Source organism: Curvivirga aplysinae (genome assembly GCF_009711445.1).
GTDB lineage: Bacteria > Pseudomonadota > Alphaproteobacteria > UBA8366 > Aestuariispiraceae > Curvivirga > Curvivirga aplysinae.
The window spans coordinates 1-18,431 of the sequence record NZ_SMMC01000187.1; the positions used below are offsets into that span (position 1 = coordinate 1).

Genomic DNA, 18,431 nt, shown 5'->3' on the forward strand with positions numbered 1-18,431 from the left:
ACTTAACAACACTAATTAGTGGAAAAATTTGGGGGATGTCCATCAATAAAGACATTTCTATTTTGCAGAGAAATTCGTCCTTTAGAAAACCAATTTATTATATTCACATAATGATCGCGGCTGTGGATCCAATTCTTATAAGATAGTGAAGCTATAGTATCATCTCTGGAGATATCAAAAAATGTTTGCCAAATAATAGGGCCGGAATCTACATTTTCATCAACAAAATGGAAAGTTGTGCCTGATTGAGTGATGCCAGATTTTAAAACTCTATCTTGTATGTTGAGACCTGGAAAATCAGGCAGTAATGACGGATGCTGATTGATTAACTTGCCAGAATGTAAACGGCAGATATATTTGGGAATAATCCAGTTGAAATTTATAAAGGTTAAATCAGCTTCCTTAACATATTCTGAAAATTCTTCCCAATAAGTCTTGGTATTTTCATAAATAAGATATTCATCTACACATTCGGGATGTTTCACTGGTTGGCGGTCAGCAATGATCTTGAAGTCAATATGGCTTAATTGTTTAGATTTCTTAGCATAGGCTGCATATCCACCTCCCCCGGAGATGAAAATAGTCACTTTATATGAATTGCCCATTTTAAAGCCTGCCATTTCAAATTATAAATTTAGATATTCTGTTAAGTCAGCTTCTATGGAAAGGAAAATATCTTGTCTTTTGAAAATATGTGCATTCAGGATGCAGAGACACATATCTTAAAATCAAAACGAGAGTCAGCTTCCTTTCAAAGCACCAATCATTTTAGTCGAAATATTGAAGAGATTTCTGACCGATTAAAGGGGTATGTTTCAAGCCATAAAAATATGACGGATATCCATGCCGAAAGACTTTTTCAGACTTTTGCAATTTTGGAAAGTTTTGCAAAATATGAGAATTGGTATGGTAAGCCTGCTGGCAAGACTGAGAATATTTTTCGAAGTATTCTTGCAACCAATCGTGCTATTAGTTCACCTCTTTTTTTGATCCTAACGGCTTTGAATCATCGGGTACTTAGTGATTTGGAGATTAAGTCTTCAAGTTTGGAACTCGGTACGGGAATGGGGATTGCTTCTAAAGTTCATTTTGAATCAAAGTCTTTTAGTGTTGTTAGTGATCCTGGTTTGTCACCTCTTCTTTACACCCGGTCAATTTCAAGTCATGAACATTATATGACAATTGATGCTCGGCATATCCCCTTTAACGAAGGAACTTTTGAGACCGTACTTGCTGAAAATATGCTTTATCATGTTCCGGAACGAGGCAAAGCGCTGCAAGAAATGGCACGTGTTACTGCACGTGGGGGTGTTTTATGTTTCAACGATATTAATGATATAGCACGTAAAGAACGCCCCTGGTATAATTTGTTAAAGAAGTCAGGTTTCTCGAACACTTCTAAAGAGATGCTGAATTTCTTAAATTCCGGCTCTAGATATCGTGCGGAATCTGATTGTGAGCAAAATTTCTCCAGTCAGGAAAGCTTGAAGGCTGAGCTTAAGGAATTGGGTTTTGAAGATATTAAAATCATTCCTTATTTCTCTAAAAGTTTGCTTTCCCTAGCCTATTACTTATTTGATTCTGACTTCTTGCTAAAAACGAATACGCTTCCAGATTTTTCAAAAGATTCTGCATATAGTAATGAAGTATTTGATCAAATTTACTTGAACTTTATGAATACAGTTTGTGCTCCATTGATTGAGCAGGATGAAGAGATTGTTTCTGAAAGTAAAGAAAATGCATATTTCTTTTTGGTTGCCCGAAAAGCGGGGGGGCAAAATGCGGCTTTAAACAAGTGTTCTGAAGAAATCAAATGTCCACATGATGGATCTCGACTTCTAGAAAAGAATAGATGCCTAGTATGTGAGAAGCATGGACATGAATTCCCAATATTTAAAGGAATATCGATGGTTACGCCTTATTATCAGGAATGGTTCAAAAATCTGAATAATTCAGATAGAAAAGAAGTTCTAAGAGGTTAATGATTCATTCACTGAAAGAAGCTTTATTGGGATATTTGACATAAAAAGTTTGTTAACTCCTGCACCTCAACACTCACAGGCCTATTGGCTGGCGTGGCGAGGAAATAGCATTCTTCTGTCTCTTGCGTGTCGGGGCTGACGGGGGTGAGTTGGTTGTTGGCGAGTTCTTTCTGCAGGAGGGCACGTTCCGCCAAGGCGATGCCTTCGCCTTTCAAGGCAAGAGAAATAGATTGGATATAAGAGGCGCAGTCTTGGATGGGGTTTTGTTTTAAATCCTGCCACAGGTCGTTATCCATAAAATTGAGCCAGTTAAAACAATTGGGTACTTCCTTTTCATAATTGAGAAGCGGTAAGGTTTTTGGATCAATCCCCGGTTTGGCAACGGGGGTAAGGGCTTCTCGAAACAACATTTGCCCATTCCAGCCTGTGGGCGGGGCGGAACCAAAAAAGATCGCCAGATCGGCTTCTTCCCAGATGGGATCATTCACGTTATTTGAAGTGATGACAGAGATAAGGGCTTCATGCCCTTCCAATTGATATTGCCGCACCAGATCATTGAGCCAGAAGAATATCACATTCTCATCCGCGACGATTTGAATAACCTTGCGTTTGGAATCAGTTTGTTTCTGGTGTTGTTTGACGGCCTCTTCGATAAAGGCAAGTGCGGCGGGAATTTGCTCTGCCAGTTTCAGGCCATCTTCGGTCAGGCTGATCCTTTTAGAATCTCTCTGAAAAAGCGCTGTGTCCAAGTCTTCTTCTAGGATGCGGATGCGCTTACTTACCGCCACTTGAGAGACATTCAACTCATCAGCGGCCTTAGTAAAATTCAGGTGGCGCGCGGCGGCTTCGAAATAAACCAGCGCGTCTAAAGAGGGAAGTGTGCGTCTAAAATAGTTCATAACCTGTAGTTAGGGTTATTCCCAAGTAAAAGTCCAGTTTTAATTTTACCTAGGCTGTTTATCTTAATCCCATCAAATTTTCTCCGGAACCTTGGACTATAAGAGAGAGATAGAAATTCATGGATATCCAACCAAAAGCAAGTCATTTTATTGATGGTGAATATGTGGAAGATACAGCGGGTGAAGCGCTAGACGTGATTTACCCGGCAACAGGTGAAGTTGTTGCCAAGCTGCATTCTGCGACACCTGCTATCATTGAAAAAGCAATGGTGGCTGCGGAAAAGGCACAGAAAATCTGGGCCGCGATGGAACCAAAAGAACGCGGTCGTATCTTGCGCAAAGCTGCGGATATCATGCGTGAACGTAACCATGACCTCTCTGTTCTTGAAACCTATGACACAGGTAAACCTTATCAGGAAACAAGCATTGCGGATGCCACATCCGGTGCGGATGCGCTGGAATATTATGGTGGTTTGGCCGCGGCTGTCACAGGTGAATATGTACCATTGGACAATGACACATTTGCCTATACCGTGCGTCAACCATTGGGTATTTGTGTGGGCCTTGGCGCATGGAATTATCCAACCCAGATTGCATGTTGGAAATCTGCGCCTGCTTTGGCTTGTGGTAATGCCATGGTGTTTAAACCATCTGAAACAACCCCGCTTTGTGCATTGAAAGTGGCAGAGATTTTGATCGAAGCTGGCGCTCCAAAAGGTGTGATGAATGTGGTTCAAGGTTTCGGCAATGTGGGCGCGGCCCTAACAACCGATCCACGTGTGGCCAAAGTTTCCCTCACCGGTTCTGCCCCAACAGGTAAGAAAGTTTATGCCGCGGCAGCGGCACAAATGAAACATGTGACCATGGAACTTGGCGGTAAATCTCCATTGATCATTTTTGATGATGCGGATATCGAAAGCGCGATCAGCGGTGCGATTAATGGTAACTTCTATTCTTCTGGTCAGGTTTGTTCCAACTGTACCCGTGTATTTGTTCAAAAAGGCATCAAGGATAAATTCCTGTCCCGTATGAAAGAACGTCTTGAAAGCGGCGTGATCATTGGTGACCCAATGAATGAAGAAACAAATTTCGGCCCAATGGTTTCTGAAAACCAGCTAAACATCGCTATGAGCTATGTTGAGATCGGGAAAGAAGAAGGCGCAACCCTTTCTCATGGTGGCAAGCAATTAGACGGCAATGGTTTCTTTATGGAGCCGACAGTATTTTCCGACGTGAAAGACGAGATGCGCATCGCCAAAGAAGAAATTTTCGGCCCTGTCATGTCTGTTCTTGATTTCGATACAGAAGAAGAAGTGTTGGAACGTGCCAATGCGACCGAGCTTGGTTTGGCGGCTGGCGTTTACACATCTGACATCAACCGCGCACATCGCGTTGTAAAGGCATTTGAGGCAGGTACCTGTTACATCAACACCTATAACCTAGCGCCCGTTGAAGCGCCATTTGGTGGGGTGAAAGATTCTGGTATCGGTCGTGAGAATTCCAAGGAAGCCCTGAACCACTATAGCGAAGTAAAAACCGTTTATGTGGCGATGGGTGCGACTGAGGCTGCGTTCTAACCTCCCATAAGAACACAGGCTCATCGCTTTTAACCTGCAAAACTGGCAGGGTCTCTTTACTGAGGCTCTGCCATTTTTTTATTTTATTTCAATTTCTTAGATATTTAATTTAGGGTGAGTTTAATTTTATTGAAGTGAACATCAATATTATTGGCTCGAAACTTCATTTTAATTGATTGTATATTAGCTGGATACAACTTTTTTGAGTTGTGGTAGAATTAAGAGTGTTGATGAAACAACATGGATATGAAGAAGGGGTAATCAGTTCTTCGTATCTTTCATAATAATTATAATAATAACAAGAAGCTCACATATATGAACAAGGGAGAAGACTACATTATGAGTAGTATTAAACCACCCTTTACCGACCTTGATATTAAAAAGGCTGATAAAGGTTTTTATGACGGCTATAGTTTGCCTATCGCCCTCATTAGTAAGATTTCTATGGCCGCGCTTGTAATCTGGGCCTTGGTTTGGCCGGCAAATGCCAATAGCGTTTTGGGAAGTTTCAACTGGGCCTTATTAGAGGGCTTTAATAGTTTCTACGTTGTCATTGTTGGATTTTTTGCATTTTTCTTATTAGTTATTGCATTATTACCAAAAACGGGTAGCCGCATTATGGGCACACCCGGGGAAAAACCAGAATTTTCCAATTTCTCATGGTTTTCTATGATGTTTGGCGCAGGCCTTGGTGTGGGTTTGATGGTGTTTTCCACTGCAGAACCGCTTGGCCTTTGGGGATCAAACCCTGTCATTGTGGCAGGTGAAGTGGCCCCAAATACTGTTGAATCTCTTGAAAGTGGCTATCGCTATACTTTCTTGCATTATGGTTTCCATGCATGGGCGATCTATGTGGTAACAGGCCTGTCACTTGCTTATTATGCCTATACACGTGATATGCCTTTGACCATTCGTTCGGCCTTGACCCCGCTTTTGGGTAAACATGTGAACGGTGTTATTGGTCATATCATCGACGTACTTGGTGTCGTTGCAACCATCCTTGGTGTATCTGTAACAATTGGCTTTGGTATTAACCAATTTGTTGAAGGTGTCTATGCGATCACTGGCATGGGCTGGTTGATGGATGTGACAGGGGATGCGCCAAGCCCGACAAAAGTTGGTCTAATGGCAGCCTTAATTATGATTATGGGCATGTCTATTGTTTCTGCTGTGTCCGGTGTTGGACGTGGTGTGAAATATTTGTCTAACCTGAACTTGGTCTTGTCCTTGGTTTTGGTTGCGATTTTTATCATCTTCGGTTCTTTCGCATTCTCCATGACTACTTATGGTTCCGCGATGTTGGATTATATCCTGAACTTCATTTCCCTTTCCTTTGTTGCCCATGGCCCACTTTCCGCAGATACATTTGCGACAATGCTGCCAGAAGCGGTTAAAGCCTTGCCAGCAGAAGATGTTGCGAGCCTCTATAGCGGTGCCACAAATGCATGGGGTAGCTTGGATGGATTTAAATCTGGCTTGCCAGCGAGCTTTGCAGCATTAGAAAATGCCGATGCTTTGGCAGCAACCGTCTATGAAGCAGGTACAGAAGGTCGTCTATTTGGGTGGCAATCTGGTTGGACATCCTTCTATTGGGCATGGTGGATTGCCTTCTCTCCATTTGTTGGTTTATTCTTGGCGCGTATTTCCAAAGGCCGTTCCGTTCGTGAATTTATCCTTGGCTGTGTGATTGCACCTGCTTTGGTTTGTTTTGCATGGATGACCATTCTTGGTGGTACAGCAATCGATCTTGAACTTGCTGGCATTGCAGAAGGTAGCATCATTGGTGCCTCAAACGGTGCGAAACTGTTCGTGACTTTAGGTCATATGATTGATGGTGGTTTCTTGCAATTGATCACGGTGATGTGTGTGGTCTTGATCATGACCTTCTTGGTAACTTCTGCAGATTCCGGTATTTTGGTGATGAACACCATTATGTCTGGTGGTGACCAATTGGCGGGTAACAAGCATCGTATCGTATGGGGTGTCATCCTGACGACTGTAATTGGTGCCTTGCTACTTGCTGGTGGTGGTGGTCTTGATGCATTGAAAAATGCCATGATCATTGGTGCTTTGCCGTTCACCATGGTGATGGGCCTGATGTGTATTTCCCTTGCCAAAGCCCTCTATCGTGATGGCTTGCGTGAGAAAGCTGGTGAGGTATCTGAAGTCGCAGCAGACTAAATACATCTTAGCTGTAATATAAAGAAAAGGCAGAAGCTCTTTTTGAGTTTCTGCCTTTTTCTATTTTAACGCTTTTTCTTACTATCCCCAACTTTTCGGCGACCTTCGCCTGCATGGGTGGTGAAGAATGTTTTTGCTTTTGGCTTTCCACGATTTTTATTCATGCCACCAGATCTGAATTCTTGCTGGCCACCGGGGCTTTGTCCACCACTGCTTCTACGTTGATAGCTGCTACGCTCATTACGGCTTGGGAAAGGAACCAAGCATTCCTTGCCACGCCCGATAAGATCGTCACGTCCCATTTCTTTTAGGGCGTCACGAATAACAGGCCAGTTTTTCGGGTCATGATAACGTAAGAAAGCTTTGTGTAGTTTCCGTTGCATGCCGCTACGTGGTGTGCCCACATGTTCACTTGCCTCGCCGCGACGTACGGGATGCAGTGGATTTTTCTCACTATAATACATAGCGGTGGAAAGTGACATTGGTGTCGGTGTGAAGGTTTGGACCTGATCGGCACGGAAATTATTGCGCTTTAACCAAAGAGCCAAATTCATCATATCTTCGTCGGTGGTACCCGGATGGGCCGCGATGAAATAGGGGATCAGATAAAGTTCTTTACCAGCTTCTTTTGCGGCCCGATCAAACAATTCCTTAAATCGATCATAAGTGCCAATGCCCGGCTTCATCATCTTTTTGAGGCTGTTTTCTTCGGTATGTTCCGGGGCAATTTTCAAATACCCACCCACATGATGTTTCACCAACTCTTTAATATATTTTGGACTTTCAACAGCCAAATCGTAACGTACACCAGATCCGATAGAGACCTTTTTTACGCCTTGTACATTACGCGCGCGTTTGTATAGATCAATCAATTCACCATGATCCGTCACAAGGTTTTTACAGATCACAGGATACACGCAGGATAGCTTACGACAGCCTGCATGGATTTTCGGATCTTTACAATTCATATGATACATATTGGCGGTTGGGCCGCCTAGGTCAGAAATCTGTCCTGCAAAGCCTTTTACCTTGTCACGCATCTCTTCAATTTCGCGGATGACACTGTCATTGGATCGGCTTTGAATAACGCGGCCTTCATGTTCGGTGATGGAACAGAAACTGCAACCACCGAAACATCCGCGCATGATATTAACCGAAAATTTGATCATGTCCCATGCAGGAATCTTCGCATCCCCATATGTCGGGTGTGGATTTCGTGCATAAGGCAGATCAAAAACGCCATCCATTTCCGGCGTACTAAGTGGAATTGGAGGTGGATTTACCCATATTTCCCGATCACCATGGGCTTGTACCAATGGGCGTGCGTTATCCGGATTACTTTCCACATGGATCAGGCGGCTAGCTTGTGCGTAAGTTTCTTTATCTTGTGATACCATTTCATAGGAAGGCACTCGGATCACATTGTTTTCGATTTCGTGAGGCTGCAAAGGTGTCAATTCATCAATGGATGTATGGTCCTGAACTGTCCAGCCATCAGGTACATTTTCCAGATTAAAGGCAGCACCACGCATGTCCAGCATATCTGCAGGATGTTCACCTTTGGCGCAGCGATGAGCTAATTCAACAATGGCACGTTCTGCATTGCCGTATAAAAGAATATCTGCTTTTGCATCTAACAGGATAGAACGACGTACTTTGTTTGACCAATAATCAAAATGGGCCATACGACGAAGGGAGGCCTCAATACCGCCAATAACGATTGGGGTTTTCTTGAAGGCTTCACGGCACCGTTGTGTATAAACCAAGGTCGCACGATCTGGTCGTTTGCCGCCTTCATCATTTGGGGTGTAGCTATCATTATTACGGACTTTACGATCTGCCGTATAACGGTTGACCATACTGTCCATATTTCCGGCAGTGATACCAAAGAATAAATTAGGACGACCCAGTTGTTTGAAATCTTCTTTGTCTTGCCAGCGGGGTTGGGAAATAATCCCCACACGGAAGCCTTGGGCTTCCAACACCCTTCCGATAACCGCCATGCCGAAGCTTGGATGATCCACATAGGCATCACCAGTGATTAGGATGATGTCACAGCTATCCCAACCCAGCATGTCCATTTCATCACGAGACATAGGGAGAAACGGCGCATTCCCGAAACGGTGCGCCCAGTATTTCCGATAGGAAAATAATTTCTTATCTGGCTGTATAAAGGGTCGGGTCATTTTTTTTATCAATCCATCAATATTGGCTTCTTTCATTCAAGCCTTGCCTAGCTTTTAGCGGAAAACATCTAAAAGCTCAAATCACAATCTGATACGTGTTTAGTCTAATATTTGGATTATGAATTTGTTCAACTTTAGTAATGCTTTTAATCCCTTAAGAATCATGTGCTTATGCGCCGCAAATAGGGAATTTTCTAGTTTGAGGGACTAATTTATGAAAAGTGATATTTCCAATACGGAATATTTATTCCGTCCGGGGCAATGGTTTATCGGCGGTCAAATGATGTTTGTAGCCTTTGGCGCATTGGTGCTCGTGCCATTGTTAACCGGCCTTGATCCTAATGTAGCTTTGTTTACAGCAGGTCTTGGTACATTGATCTTCCAGATCTGTACTCGCGGTCAAGTACCAGTTTTCTTGGCTTCTTCTTTTGCCTTTATTGCGCCTATTATTTACGGCGTGCAAACATGGGGTATCCCAGCAACATTATCCGGTTTGGCGGCTGCTGGTTTGCTTTATGTGGTGATCAGTTTTGTGATCCGTATCAAGGGTAGTGAAATCCTGACCAAATTTTTACCACCTGTGGTAACAGGCCCTGTCATCATGGTGATTGGTTTAATCTTGGCACCTGTTGGTGTGAATTTAGCGCTTGGTAAAACAGGTGATGGTGCAGGCATTTTAGTTGCACAAAGTGATGCATTGATCATTGCTGGGGCATCACTTGGAACTACATTGATTGCTGCGATTATGGGACGTGGTTTGATCCGTATTGTACCGATCCTTTTGGGGGTGATTGTCGGGTATGTGACATCTATCCTTCTTGGTATGTTTACTGGTAATCCAATCGTAGATTTTGCTGCTGTTGGAAATGCATCTTGGTTTACAATTCCTGACTTCACATTACCTGAATGGAATTGGCAGGCAGTGTTATTTATTCTTCCGGTCGCGTTAGCACCTGCCATCGAACATTTCGGTGATATTCTTGCAATCCGCAGTGTGACAGGTAAAGACTATCTGAAGAAGCCGGGTATTCAAAACACGATGCTTGGCGATGGTCTTGCGACTTCTGCGGCAAGTTTCTTAGGTGGCCCGCCAAATACCACATATTCAGAAGTGACTGGGGCGGTTGCTTTAACACGTGCATTTAATCCCGCGATCATGACATGGGCGGCAGTTTGGGCGATTGCGTTATCATTTGTTGGAAAACTGGGTGCCGTTTTACAAACTATCCCGACACCAGTGATGGGCGGTATATTGGTTCTGCTATTCGGTATGATTACGGTGGTGGGTTTGAACACTTTGGTGAAATCCAAAGATGATATCATGACCCCACGTAACATGATCATTATTTCCATGATCCTTGTTCTAGGTATTGGTGGTCTTGAAGTATCTGTCGGTGGTTTTGCTCTTGGTGGTATCGGGCTTGCTGGTATCGTTGGTATTGTCTTGAATTTGATTCTGCCTGCGAAAATTCATATTGAAAAAGAGGAAGAAGCTTAAGCCAGTTTCATTACTCTGTTAGAAGTAAATAACCCCAGTTCAATGATTTGAACTGGGGTTATGTTTATTAATTTCCTTAGTTACCTTAAGCATAACTTCATACTGGGGCCTGAATTGGTGAAACCCTCACGATTGTAGAAAGAGATGGCGCGTGGTCCGCCAATAATGTCAGGCGCGTTTACTTCTAAACAACTCCAAGCTTTCTCTTTGCCATGTTCAATGGCTGCATGCAAAAGTCTTACCCCAACACGACGTGATCGAAAATTTGGATCCACAAAGAATTCCATGATTTGTCCAAATCGGCCTTTTGCATAAAGTGCCACCGTTTCTGTTAGGGTCATAACACCAACAGGTTTTCGAGCCCCAGTATCTTCGGTTTGTGCGAAAGCAAGAAAGGCAGTGAATTTATGGCCTTCTTCTTCAAAAAGCATATGACAAGTATTATAGATTTCCTCATCAGAAACATGCAGCCTTGTGCCGCTGGTTTCACTAACTTCAGATAAAAGTTGATAGACCATGATCGATACTAAATCCGCATCATGTTGTCCGGCTTCAACAATTTCTAACTTTACTGAATCTACGTGCATTGATCTCATTCTTATACCCTATGGTTGTGGTTTGTGCCGCAATTCTTCCCCCAAAGAATTGATCTTCCTCATACTAATAACAAATATTTGCATTTTGGAATATACTTAGTTTTTGTTCCAACGTTCAGTTGCCTGATCGTCGCTGTCTCGGGCTTCAACCCAATTCTCTTTACCGCTTTCGTCTTCTTCAACTTTCCAGAAAGGGGCCTTTGTTTTCAGCCAATCAATAAGAAAATGGCAGGCTTCAAATGCAGCTTCACGATGGGCGGAACTTGCCGCTACCAATACAATTTGCTCACCTGCATCCATACGTCCATAACGATGGATAATCAGGCTGCTTTCCAACGGCCATCTTTCATGTGCCTCAGTTTCGATACGTTCCAGCATTTTTTCAGTCATGCCGGGATAGTGTTCAAGCGTCATGGCAGCTGATCTTGTCATTTCACCGTCATCTGTTTTGGTCATGTCGCGTACCAAGCCTACAAAACTGCATAATCCACCAATGGCATGATTGCCGTCGGTTAATTGTTTGAGTTCCATGCCCAGATCGAAATCTTCTACTTGTACCCGAACGGCCATAATTTTAGCCTCCGGTCACGGGTGGAAAGAAGGCAACTTCGTCACCGGATTGGACTGTTGCATTGAAATCGGCAAATTCCTGATTGATGGCAACTTTGATCGCAGAAGTATCTTTGAAGGCATCGGCATAATGGTCACCTTCGCTTCTCAACCAATCCACCAATTGTGAGACCGTTGTTACATTGGCAGGAATATCTTTGCGTTCTTCACCGGTACCTATTTTCTGGCGTAACCAAGCAAAATACAAAATTTTCATAATGTTAATAATCCTTCGATTGGAAGAAAGAATACTTGTTGGTCCGTTTTGGGGTTTTCCAAATCAGTTCTCAATAACATGAAACCATCTGCACCTTCCAAAGAAGAAAGGATAGCAGCACCACTTTTCCCAAATCGTTTAACATAAGGAAGGCCTGCTGCGTTGGTATCACCTGTCAAGCTGCAGCGTAAGTATTCTTCGCGTCCTGCTTTCTTTTTAATGTCTTCTGCTAAGATAGATGGGAAGCGCATCGGGAATTTTAAAGACATGCCAGATAAAATTTGGATGATGACCCGACCCACTATATTGCAGGTGAGGAATGCTGCCACTGGATTACCGGGTAATCCCAAGACTGGTGTGGATTTTCCATCTTGTTGCAGTAAGCCCATGCCTACAGGCCGGCCGGGTTTAATGGCCAGTTTCCAAAAATTTAAATTACCATTGGCTTTGATGGTATTGCAAAGATGATCTTCTTCGCCCACAGACATACCAGCACTGCTTACCAGTAGATCGTGGTCTCTGGCAGTTTTTAAAAATGCTTCTTCCATGGCTTTTGGATCATCAGGTAATATACCCAGATCCGTAACGTCACATCCCCATCCTTCAAGTAAAGAAAGAAGCATGGGACGATTAGCATCAAAAATTCCACCCTTTGGCAAATCTGTCCCCGGTTCATTTACTTCGTCACCAGATGAAAATAGCGCGATTGAAAGCTTTTTATAGACGGGTAAAATTGCGTAACCTTGTGCAGCAGCAATTGCGATTTGAGGGGCTGATAATTTTTGGCCCGCTTTTAGTACAACCTTACCAGCTTGCATATCTTCACCGGCATTGCGGCTATTTGCCCCTAGTTTAATACCGGGAAGCAACGTGACTTTACCATCCGCTTCAACGGTATCTTCTTGCATCATTACCGTATCTGCGCCTTCTGGCATGGGGGCACCCGTAAAGATACGAATAGCTTCTTTTTCGGCCAATGGACGACCTAAAAACTGGCCAGCTGCAATACGGGCTCCTACAGGTAAAATGGTGTTTTCGGAACTAGAAAGATCGCTAAATCGAACGGCATATCCGTCGACGGCGGAATTATTGTGAGGAGGGACGTTGTGATTGGCAATAATGTCCTCAGCCAAAACATGATTTTGACATTCTGCCAAAGGAAGTAAAACCTTCTGAGCTACAGGAAGTAAATTTTCTTTTAGATGTTTGATCGCTTTTTCCAGTGGCAAAAGTTCACCACCCGCATCAAAACAACTATCTGTTAATTGGGCCATATCGGTCCCCTTACGCCAAGCCTGTATGATCAAGGATAAAATCTAAAACTTCTTCCAGATTATTCAAGTCTAGTAATTTACAATGATCCGGAAGGTTTGGGATGTGTTCATCACTTGCAACTGCAACAACATGATTATCTTGTAGGGCCAGTAACTCTTTGCCGATGCTAGGGCGGTGGATTTCAAGTTTATCAATTGGATCAAATTTGAAACCTTCCACTAACAATAAATCCACGGGAGTCATTTTTGCAATAAGTTCATTTAAAGTTGGTTCAGCTTCTTTTCGTAATTCATGGAGGAGCGCCCATCTTGAGCCTGATGCTACCATAACCTCAGTGGCGCCTGCATGACGATGTTCGTAAGAATCCTTACCTGGTGTATCAATATCGAAGTTGTGATGCGCATGTTTAATTGTTGAAAGTTTGATGCCTTTCGCCGTTAAGGCAGGAATCAGTTGCTTTACAAGGGTGGTTTTACCACTACCACTCCACCCGGCAAGGCCGAATACTTTCATTTTATTTGTCCTGATTTTTAAGAGCGGCCATATCCGTTTCAGTCATGTGACGTAAACCAGCGCGTAAGTAATCGAAGCCTGTAATAACCGTCAATACTGCTGCTGCCCAGATCATTGCACGTCCGATATCATGGGCAGGTAAAATGCTTTCAGCAGCATTTCCAATGAGCAAGAAGCCCAAAGCTAACATTTGAATGGTTGTTTTCCATTTAGCGAGCTTACTAACTGGAACACCAATCTGGACTTCAGCTAAATGTTCACGTAATCCGGAAACGGTAATTTCACGAATAAGGATAATCAGGCAGGCGATGATATCTACGCCATCTAATTGACCAGTTGCTGCAACCATCAAAATGATAGAGGCAACAAGTAGTTTATCTGCGATTGGGTCTAGGAAGCGGCCCAAGTTTGAGACCTGATTCATGGAACGAGCAGCCCAACCATCAAAGAAGTCTGTAATACATGCAAGAACATAAAGGCCAAGCATCACCCATCGAATCGTTGGACTGTCAAAAAAGAACAGCACAACGATCGGCGGTATCACGAGAATGCGTGATAAGGTAAGCAAATTTGGGAGGCTGGTGATCATTCCCTCAAGACCCTGTAAGAAGCAGTTTTTCTATTCTATGCATTAAACCTGTTAGACAGCTTTTATAACGGCACAGGCCTCAACGCAAATGTTTATCCTATATAGGTTTAATTAACTGTTATGAAAGTGGTTATAGATTTTTTCTGCGACGGCTTCGGATATACCTTCAACCGCACCTAAATCTTGCATACCTGCACGAGAAACAGCTTTCGCAGAACCAAAATGCAGCAATAACGCTTTCTTACGTTTTGCCCCAATGCCGGCAATTTCATCAAGCGGATTGCGTCCCATATCTTTCTTGCGTTTCTTTCTATGAGACCCAATTGCAAAACGATGTGATTCATCACGCAAACGTTGGATAAAGTATAAGACAGGGTCTTTGTGATCTAACATAAAGGCAGGCTTGTCGGGTAAGTGAATTTTTTCACGTCCCGCATTACGTTCAACACCTTTCGCCACTCCCATAACGGCAATTTCATTTAGTAAGCCAAGTTCTTCCAAAACTTCAATTGCAACATTTAGCTGTCCGGCACCACCGTCAATGATTAGTAGATCGGGCCAATTGTCACTGCTGCGTTCAGGGTCTTCCTTGAGGGCTCTTTTGAAACGACGTGTTAACATCTCACGCATCATGGCAAAATCATCACCGCCGAATTCACCTGCTTCCTTACCTGCTGTTTTAATATTGAATTTCCGATAGGCGTTTTTCATAAAACCTTCAGGGCCTGCAACGATCATCGCACCGATCGCACTGCTCCCTTGAATATGACTATTATCATACACTTCAATACGGTTCAGAGTGACTTCCAGCTTCAGTTTTTCTGATAAGGCATCTAATAGGCGACGCTGTGATGAGCTTTCTGCTAAGCGTCGTTCCAGAGCTTCTCTGGCATTATTTTCTGCATAATCCAAAATCTTGCGACGATCCCCACGTTGAGGTTGCGTGATCGTAACTTTACGTTCGCTGCGTTGTGTAAAGGCCTCACATAAAAGATCGATTTCAACAGGCAAAATATTGGTTAAAATCTGTTGGGGTATCGGTTTGTTATCATAGAATTGTCCAATAAAAGCTGCCACAACCTCTTCCAAGGGGGCTTCTTTCGCATGATTGGGGAAGTAGGATCTGTTGCCATTATTTCTGCCTCCACGGAAAAAGAAGACTTGAATGCAGCTTTGACCACCTTGGTGATAGAGTGCCATTACATCCGCATCGGCAACACCTGATAGATTAATATCCTGTTGTGAATGGATTTGTGCCATGGCGCGAATACGATCTCTTAAAGCGGCTGCTTTTTCAAAGTCCAATTCTTCGCTGGCTTTTTGCATATCATTCACAAGCTTGTTCTGTATTTCCTGACTTTTCCCTGACAGAAAATCGCGGGCTTGCTCGACAGTCTCGGCATATTCGTTGGGAGATATCTTATCTACACAGGGCGCAGAACATCTTTTGATTTGATATTGTAGGCAAGCACGACTGCGGTTGCTGTAAACGCCATCTGAACATGTGCGGAGTAAGAAAGCACGTTGAAGGACATTAATCGTTCTATTTACCGCCCCAGCAGAGGCAAAAGGACCAAAATAATCTCCTTTAGTTTTTCGGGCACCACGATGTTTTATGAGTTGGGGTGTTTCATGATCTCGACGAATGAGGATATCTGGGAAAGTTTTGTCATCACGTAATAAAACATTATAGCGAGGCTTAAGCTTCTTGATGAGGTTATTTTCCAGTAACAACGCCTCAACTTCAGTATGACAGATCACAAATTCCATAGATTGAGTAAGAGCAATCATACGCTGGATGCGAATGGTCAGCTTGTTTGGTCTGGTATAACTCGCAACACGTTTTTTTAGGTTATTGGCTTTCCCCACATATAAAGGTTGTCCCGATTTATCCAACATTCGATACACGCCAGGACTATCACCCAAATGCACCAAATAGGATTTAATTACAGCGACACCATGTTCCAAACTGGTGATGGATTGATCCTGATTTAGTATATTGTTTTCAGTTTGTTCTGAATTTTTATCTATGATTTCGGGCATGATTTCATTCGAGTTTGAGTTTTAAGAATTACCTAAAAATTAATCTATCTCACTGATACTTTGGCAGGAATCCTCATTTATGACAACTATCCACGATTCCTGTGGATAACTTATTGGATAACTTGGGGGTCGAAACAGCAAACACGGAGTTTTGCTTTGCTTCGACCAGTTTGCCTAAAAAATAGGCATAATTTTTAAGTTGTTGATTTTAAACGTCAATAATAAAAATCAAATGTAAATAAATTATTAAAATAGTTCCGCAACGGGATTATTTTAACATTTGGATAATGCAATTCAAGCTTGTGAAAAACTTTTTGTCTAAATTGCATAGAGTTATTGAAAAAAGGGATTTTCCGTTAAAAAAGAGCAGCTTTATTCTTTAATGTTAACACCGTCTTTTGGTTGTGCCCAACCCAAATGCTCCCCTCCATCCAGAAGAATTAACTGCCCGGTAGTTGAGCGACTCTTCAATAAAAAAAGTATTGCGTTTGAAATGTCGTCTAATGGGGTTGGTCGTTCTAACGGGATACTTTGCCATTGTTCTTTAAAATCATCATCATCCTGTCTCTGATTTGGTAGAGTTGGTCCTGGTCCAATTGCATTTACCTGGATTGCGGGTGCCAATGCGCTGGCCATGGTTTGGGTTAAGGTCCATAAACCAGCTTTGGATAAGGTATATGACATGAAATGTGGGGTTAGGTTTAAAACGCGTTGATCAATCATATTGATAATATGCCCGTAACCCGTATTATTTGCTAAGGCTTGAGATAGAATAAACGGAGCCCGCAAATTAGTTTCCATATGCAAATCCCAGCTTTTGCGAGTTACATTTGTAATGTCATCTTCTTCAAAGAGAGAGGCATTATTTATCAAAACACTTGGCTTCCCAAAATGCTGACATATACGTGGAACAAGGGATTGAGTTTCCTCCTCTTTCGACAGATCAGCCTGAAAGCATGCAGCTTGTTGTCCTAAAGAAAGAATCTCTGCCTTTAAGTTTTCTGCCTCTTCATGTGAGCCATTGTAATGTATCGCGATGTCATATCCCGCTTTTGCAAGTTCGAGCGCGATATGTCGACCAATGCGTTTGGCCGCACCTGTGATAAGAGCAATTTCAGTCATATCTTCTTTGTAGGGTTTGTGTTTTACGAATTCAAGTCACTAAAGATTTGATTTTGCCACTAAAAAAGAAAGGCTCGTCAAATTCATGACAAGCCTTTCTACGAAGCATGTTGCTAAATAGATTTATTCAGCTGCTGCCGCATTGTTTTCTCGTCCATGAACTTCTGCATCATAGGCATCAATCATATAGCGAGAGAGTTTACCAGGAGCAAACTTGTAATCATCGCCAATAGATTGGATCGGGGTAATTTCTACAGCTGTGCCTGTTAGGAAAGCTTCGGATGCTTTTGCCATTTCTTCTGGTTTGATATGTCGTTCTACAACTTTGTATCCGCCGCGTTTCATCAAGTCTATAGCTGTTCTACGTGTAATACCATCTAGGAAGCAATCCGGTGTAGGTGTGTGAACTTTACCATCATCCATCAAAAAGAAGATATTCGCGCCAGTTGCCTCTGCAACATAGCCACGGTAATCAAACATCAGAGCATCATCATAACCTTCGCTCTCTGCTTTATGCTTGGATAATGTGCAAATCATATAAAGACCCGCAGCTTTTGAATCTGTAGGGGCTGTATTTGGTGCTGGTCGTTGCCAATCAGAAATACGCATACGAAGACCAGCCATTTTTGCTTCTGCTGAGAAATAAGCAGGCCAATCCCATGCAGCGATCATTACGTTGATCTTTGTTTGTTGCGCGGACACACCCATTTGTTCAGAACCACGCCATGCGATTGGACGTATATAGCCATCCTTGATGTTGTTTTTTTCTAAAAGCTCTTTGGTTGCGTTATCGATTTCATCCATTGTGAAAGGAATTTCGAAATCGAGAATATTTGCTGACTTAAATAAACGTTCAGTATGTTCACGAAGTTTAAAGATTTTTCCGTCATATGCACGTTCGCCCTCAAAAACTGCTGATGCGTAGTGTACAGCATGGCTTAAGACGTGCAAATTAGCGTCGCGCCATTGGATAAATTCTCCATTCATCCAGATGAGTCCATCGCGGTCATCAAAAGGGACAAGGCTCATAATTGTGCTCCAATTTCTTACAAAACCCACAACAGAATGTATTTAAGTTTCGAATTCATGCAAAAAGCAAGTGCTACTGAATTGCATTCCTTGTGTGTTGTCTATAATTTACCAA

16 protein-coding genes are annotated in these 18,431 nt (G+C 42.8%); 4 read left to right on the plus strand and 12 right to left on the minus strand.

The genetic code is table 11. From position 1 onward, the window contains the following. Window positions 1-11: 11 nt before the first annotated feature. Window positions 12-605 (minus strand): phosphoribosylglycinamide formyltransferase, encoded by a 594-nt coding sequence (gene purN, locus E1160_RS10500; protein ID WP_218048839.1) that lies wholly within the window; start codon window positions 603-605, stop codon window positions 12-14. Between the two features lie 72 nt (window positions 606-677). Between purN and E1160_RS10505 the strand changes: the two genes are divergently transcribed. Next, a complete protein-coding gene (locus E1160_RS10505; RefSeq protein ID WP_155155114.1) occupies window positions 678-1,982 on the plus strand; it encodes a class I SAM-dependent methyltransferase in 1,305 nt (434 codons plus the stop codon). A gap of 23 nt (window positions 1,983-2,005) precedes the next feature. Here E1160_RS10505 and E1160_RS10510 read toward each other — a convergent pair whose 3' ends face one another. After that, window positions 2,006-2,881: a LysR family transcriptional regulator gene (locus tag E1160_RS10510; protein ID WP_155155115.1), complete on the minus strand. Its 876-nt coding sequence runs from the start codon at window positions 2,879-2,881 to the stop codon at window positions 2,006-2,008. 119 nt (window positions 2,882-3,000) lie between these two features. On the opposite strand from E1160_RS10510, the gene betB reads away from it, so the two are divergent. Together betB and E1160_RS10520 are read left to right on the plus strand one after the other, a co-directional pair. After that, window positions 3,001-4,458, plus strand: coding sequence for a betaine-aldehyde dehydrogenase (betB, locus tag E1160_RS10515; RefSeq protein WP_155155116.1), 1,458 nt, complete (start codon window positions 3,001-3,003; stop codon window positions 4,456-4,458). A gap of 339 nt (window positions 4,459-4,797) precedes the next feature. Next, the gene (locus E1160_RS10520; RefSeq protein WP_155155117.1) at window positions 4,798-6,639 is read left to right on the plus strand and encodes a BCCT family transporter; all 1,842 of its coding nucleotides are present in this window, start codon (window positions 4,798-4,800) and stop codon (window positions 6,637-6,639) included. Between the two features lie 65 nt (window positions 6,640-6,704). Here the strand turns inward: E1160_RS10520 and E1160_RS10525 are convergent, their stop codons facing one another. After that, the gene (locus tag E1160_RS10525) at window positions 6,705-8,861 is read right to left on the minus strand and encodes a YgiQ family radical SAM protein (protein WP_407923892.1); all 2,157 of its coding nucleotides are present in this window, start codon (window positions 8,859-8,861) and stop codon (window positions 6,705-6,707) included. A 178-nt stretch (window positions 8,862-9,039) separates the two neighbouring features. Here E1160_RS10525 and E1160_RS10530 point away from each other — a divergent pair, with 178 nt between their 5' ends. Next, a complete protein-coding gene (locus tag E1160_RS10530; RefSeq protein WP_155155118.1) occupies window positions 9,040-10,323 on the plus strand; it encodes a uracil-xanthine permease family protein in 1,284 nt (427 codons plus the stop codon). A gap of 80 nt (window positions 10,324-10,403) precedes the next feature. Here E1160_RS10530 and E1160_RS10535 read toward each other — a convergent pair whose 3' ends face one another. The 9 genes from E1160_RS10535 to E1160_RS10575 all read right to left on the minus strand — a co-directional run bounded on the left by E1160_RS10535 (window position 10,404) and on the right by E1160_RS10575 (window position 18,316). After that, window positions 10,404-10,919, minus strand: a complete 516-nt coding sequence (locus tag E1160_RS10535; protein WP_155155119.1) for a GNAT family N-acetyltransferase — start codon at window positions 10,917-10,919, stop codon at window positions 10,404-10,406. 96 nt (window positions 10,920-11,015) lie between these two features. Then, window positions 11,016-11,489 (minus strand): molybdenum cofactor biosynthesis protein MoaE, encoded by a 474-nt coding sequence (locus E1160_RS10540; protein ID WP_155155120.1) that lies wholly within the window; start codon window positions 11,487-11,489, stop codon window positions 11,016-11,018. A 4-nt stretch (window positions 11,490-11,493) separates the two neighbouring features. Then, window positions 11,494-11,745 carry a molybdopterin converting factor subunit 1 gene (gene moaD, locus E1160_RS10545; RefSeq protein ID WP_155155121.1) on the minus strand — a complete coding sequence of 84 codons (252 nt, stop codon included), beginning with the start codon at window positions 11,743-11,745 and terminating at the stop codon, window positions 11,494-11,496. Continuing rightward, window positions 11,742-13,019, minus strand: coding sequence for a molybdopterin molybdotransferase MoeA (locus E1160_RS10550; RefSeq protein WP_155155122.1), 1,278 nt, complete (start codon window positions 13,017-13,019; stop codon window positions 11,742-11,744). The genes moaD and E1160_RS10550 overlap by 4 nt, the downstream gene beginning before the upstream one ends. Before the next feature lie 10 nt (window positions 13,020-13,029). Beyond that, on the minus strand, window positions 13,030-13,533 hold the full coding sequence (gene mobB, locus E1160_RS10555; protein ID WP_155155123.1) for a molybdopterin-guanine dinucleotide biosynthesis protein B: 504 nt from the start codon (window positions 13,531-13,533) through the stop codon (window positions 13,030-13,032). Between the two features lies 1 nt (window position 13,534). Beyond that, entirely contained in the window at window positions 13,535-14,122 is a 588-nt protein-coding gene (gene pgsA / locus E1160_RS10560) for a CDP-diacylglycerol--glycerol-3-phosphate 3-phosphatidyltransferase (RefSeq protein WP_155155124.1), read from the minus strand. A gap of 111 nt (window positions 14,123-14,233) precedes the next feature. Next, complete coding sequence (uvrC, locus tag E1160_RS10565) at window positions 14,234-16,120, minus strand: excinuclease ABC subunit UvrC (protein ID WP_407923893.1); 1,887 nt, start codon at window positions 16,118-16,120, stop codon at window positions 14,234-14,236. 417 nt (window positions 16,121-16,537) lie between these two features. Continuing rightward, window positions 16,538-17,287: an SDR family oxidoreductase gene (locus E1160_RS10570; protein WP_155155126.1), complete on the minus strand. Its 750-nt coding sequence runs from the start codon at window positions 17,285-17,287 to the stop codon at window positions 16,538-16,540. A 123-nt stretch (window positions 17,288-17,410) separates the two neighbouring features. After that, the gene (locus tag E1160_RS10575) at window positions 17,411-18,316 is read right to left on the minus strand and encodes a branched-chain amino acid aminotransferase (RefSeq protein WP_155155127.1); all 906 of its coding nucleotides are present in this window, start codon (window positions 18,314-18,316) and stop codon (window positions 17,411-17,413) included. Window positions 18,317-18,431 lie beyond the last annotated feature (115 nt).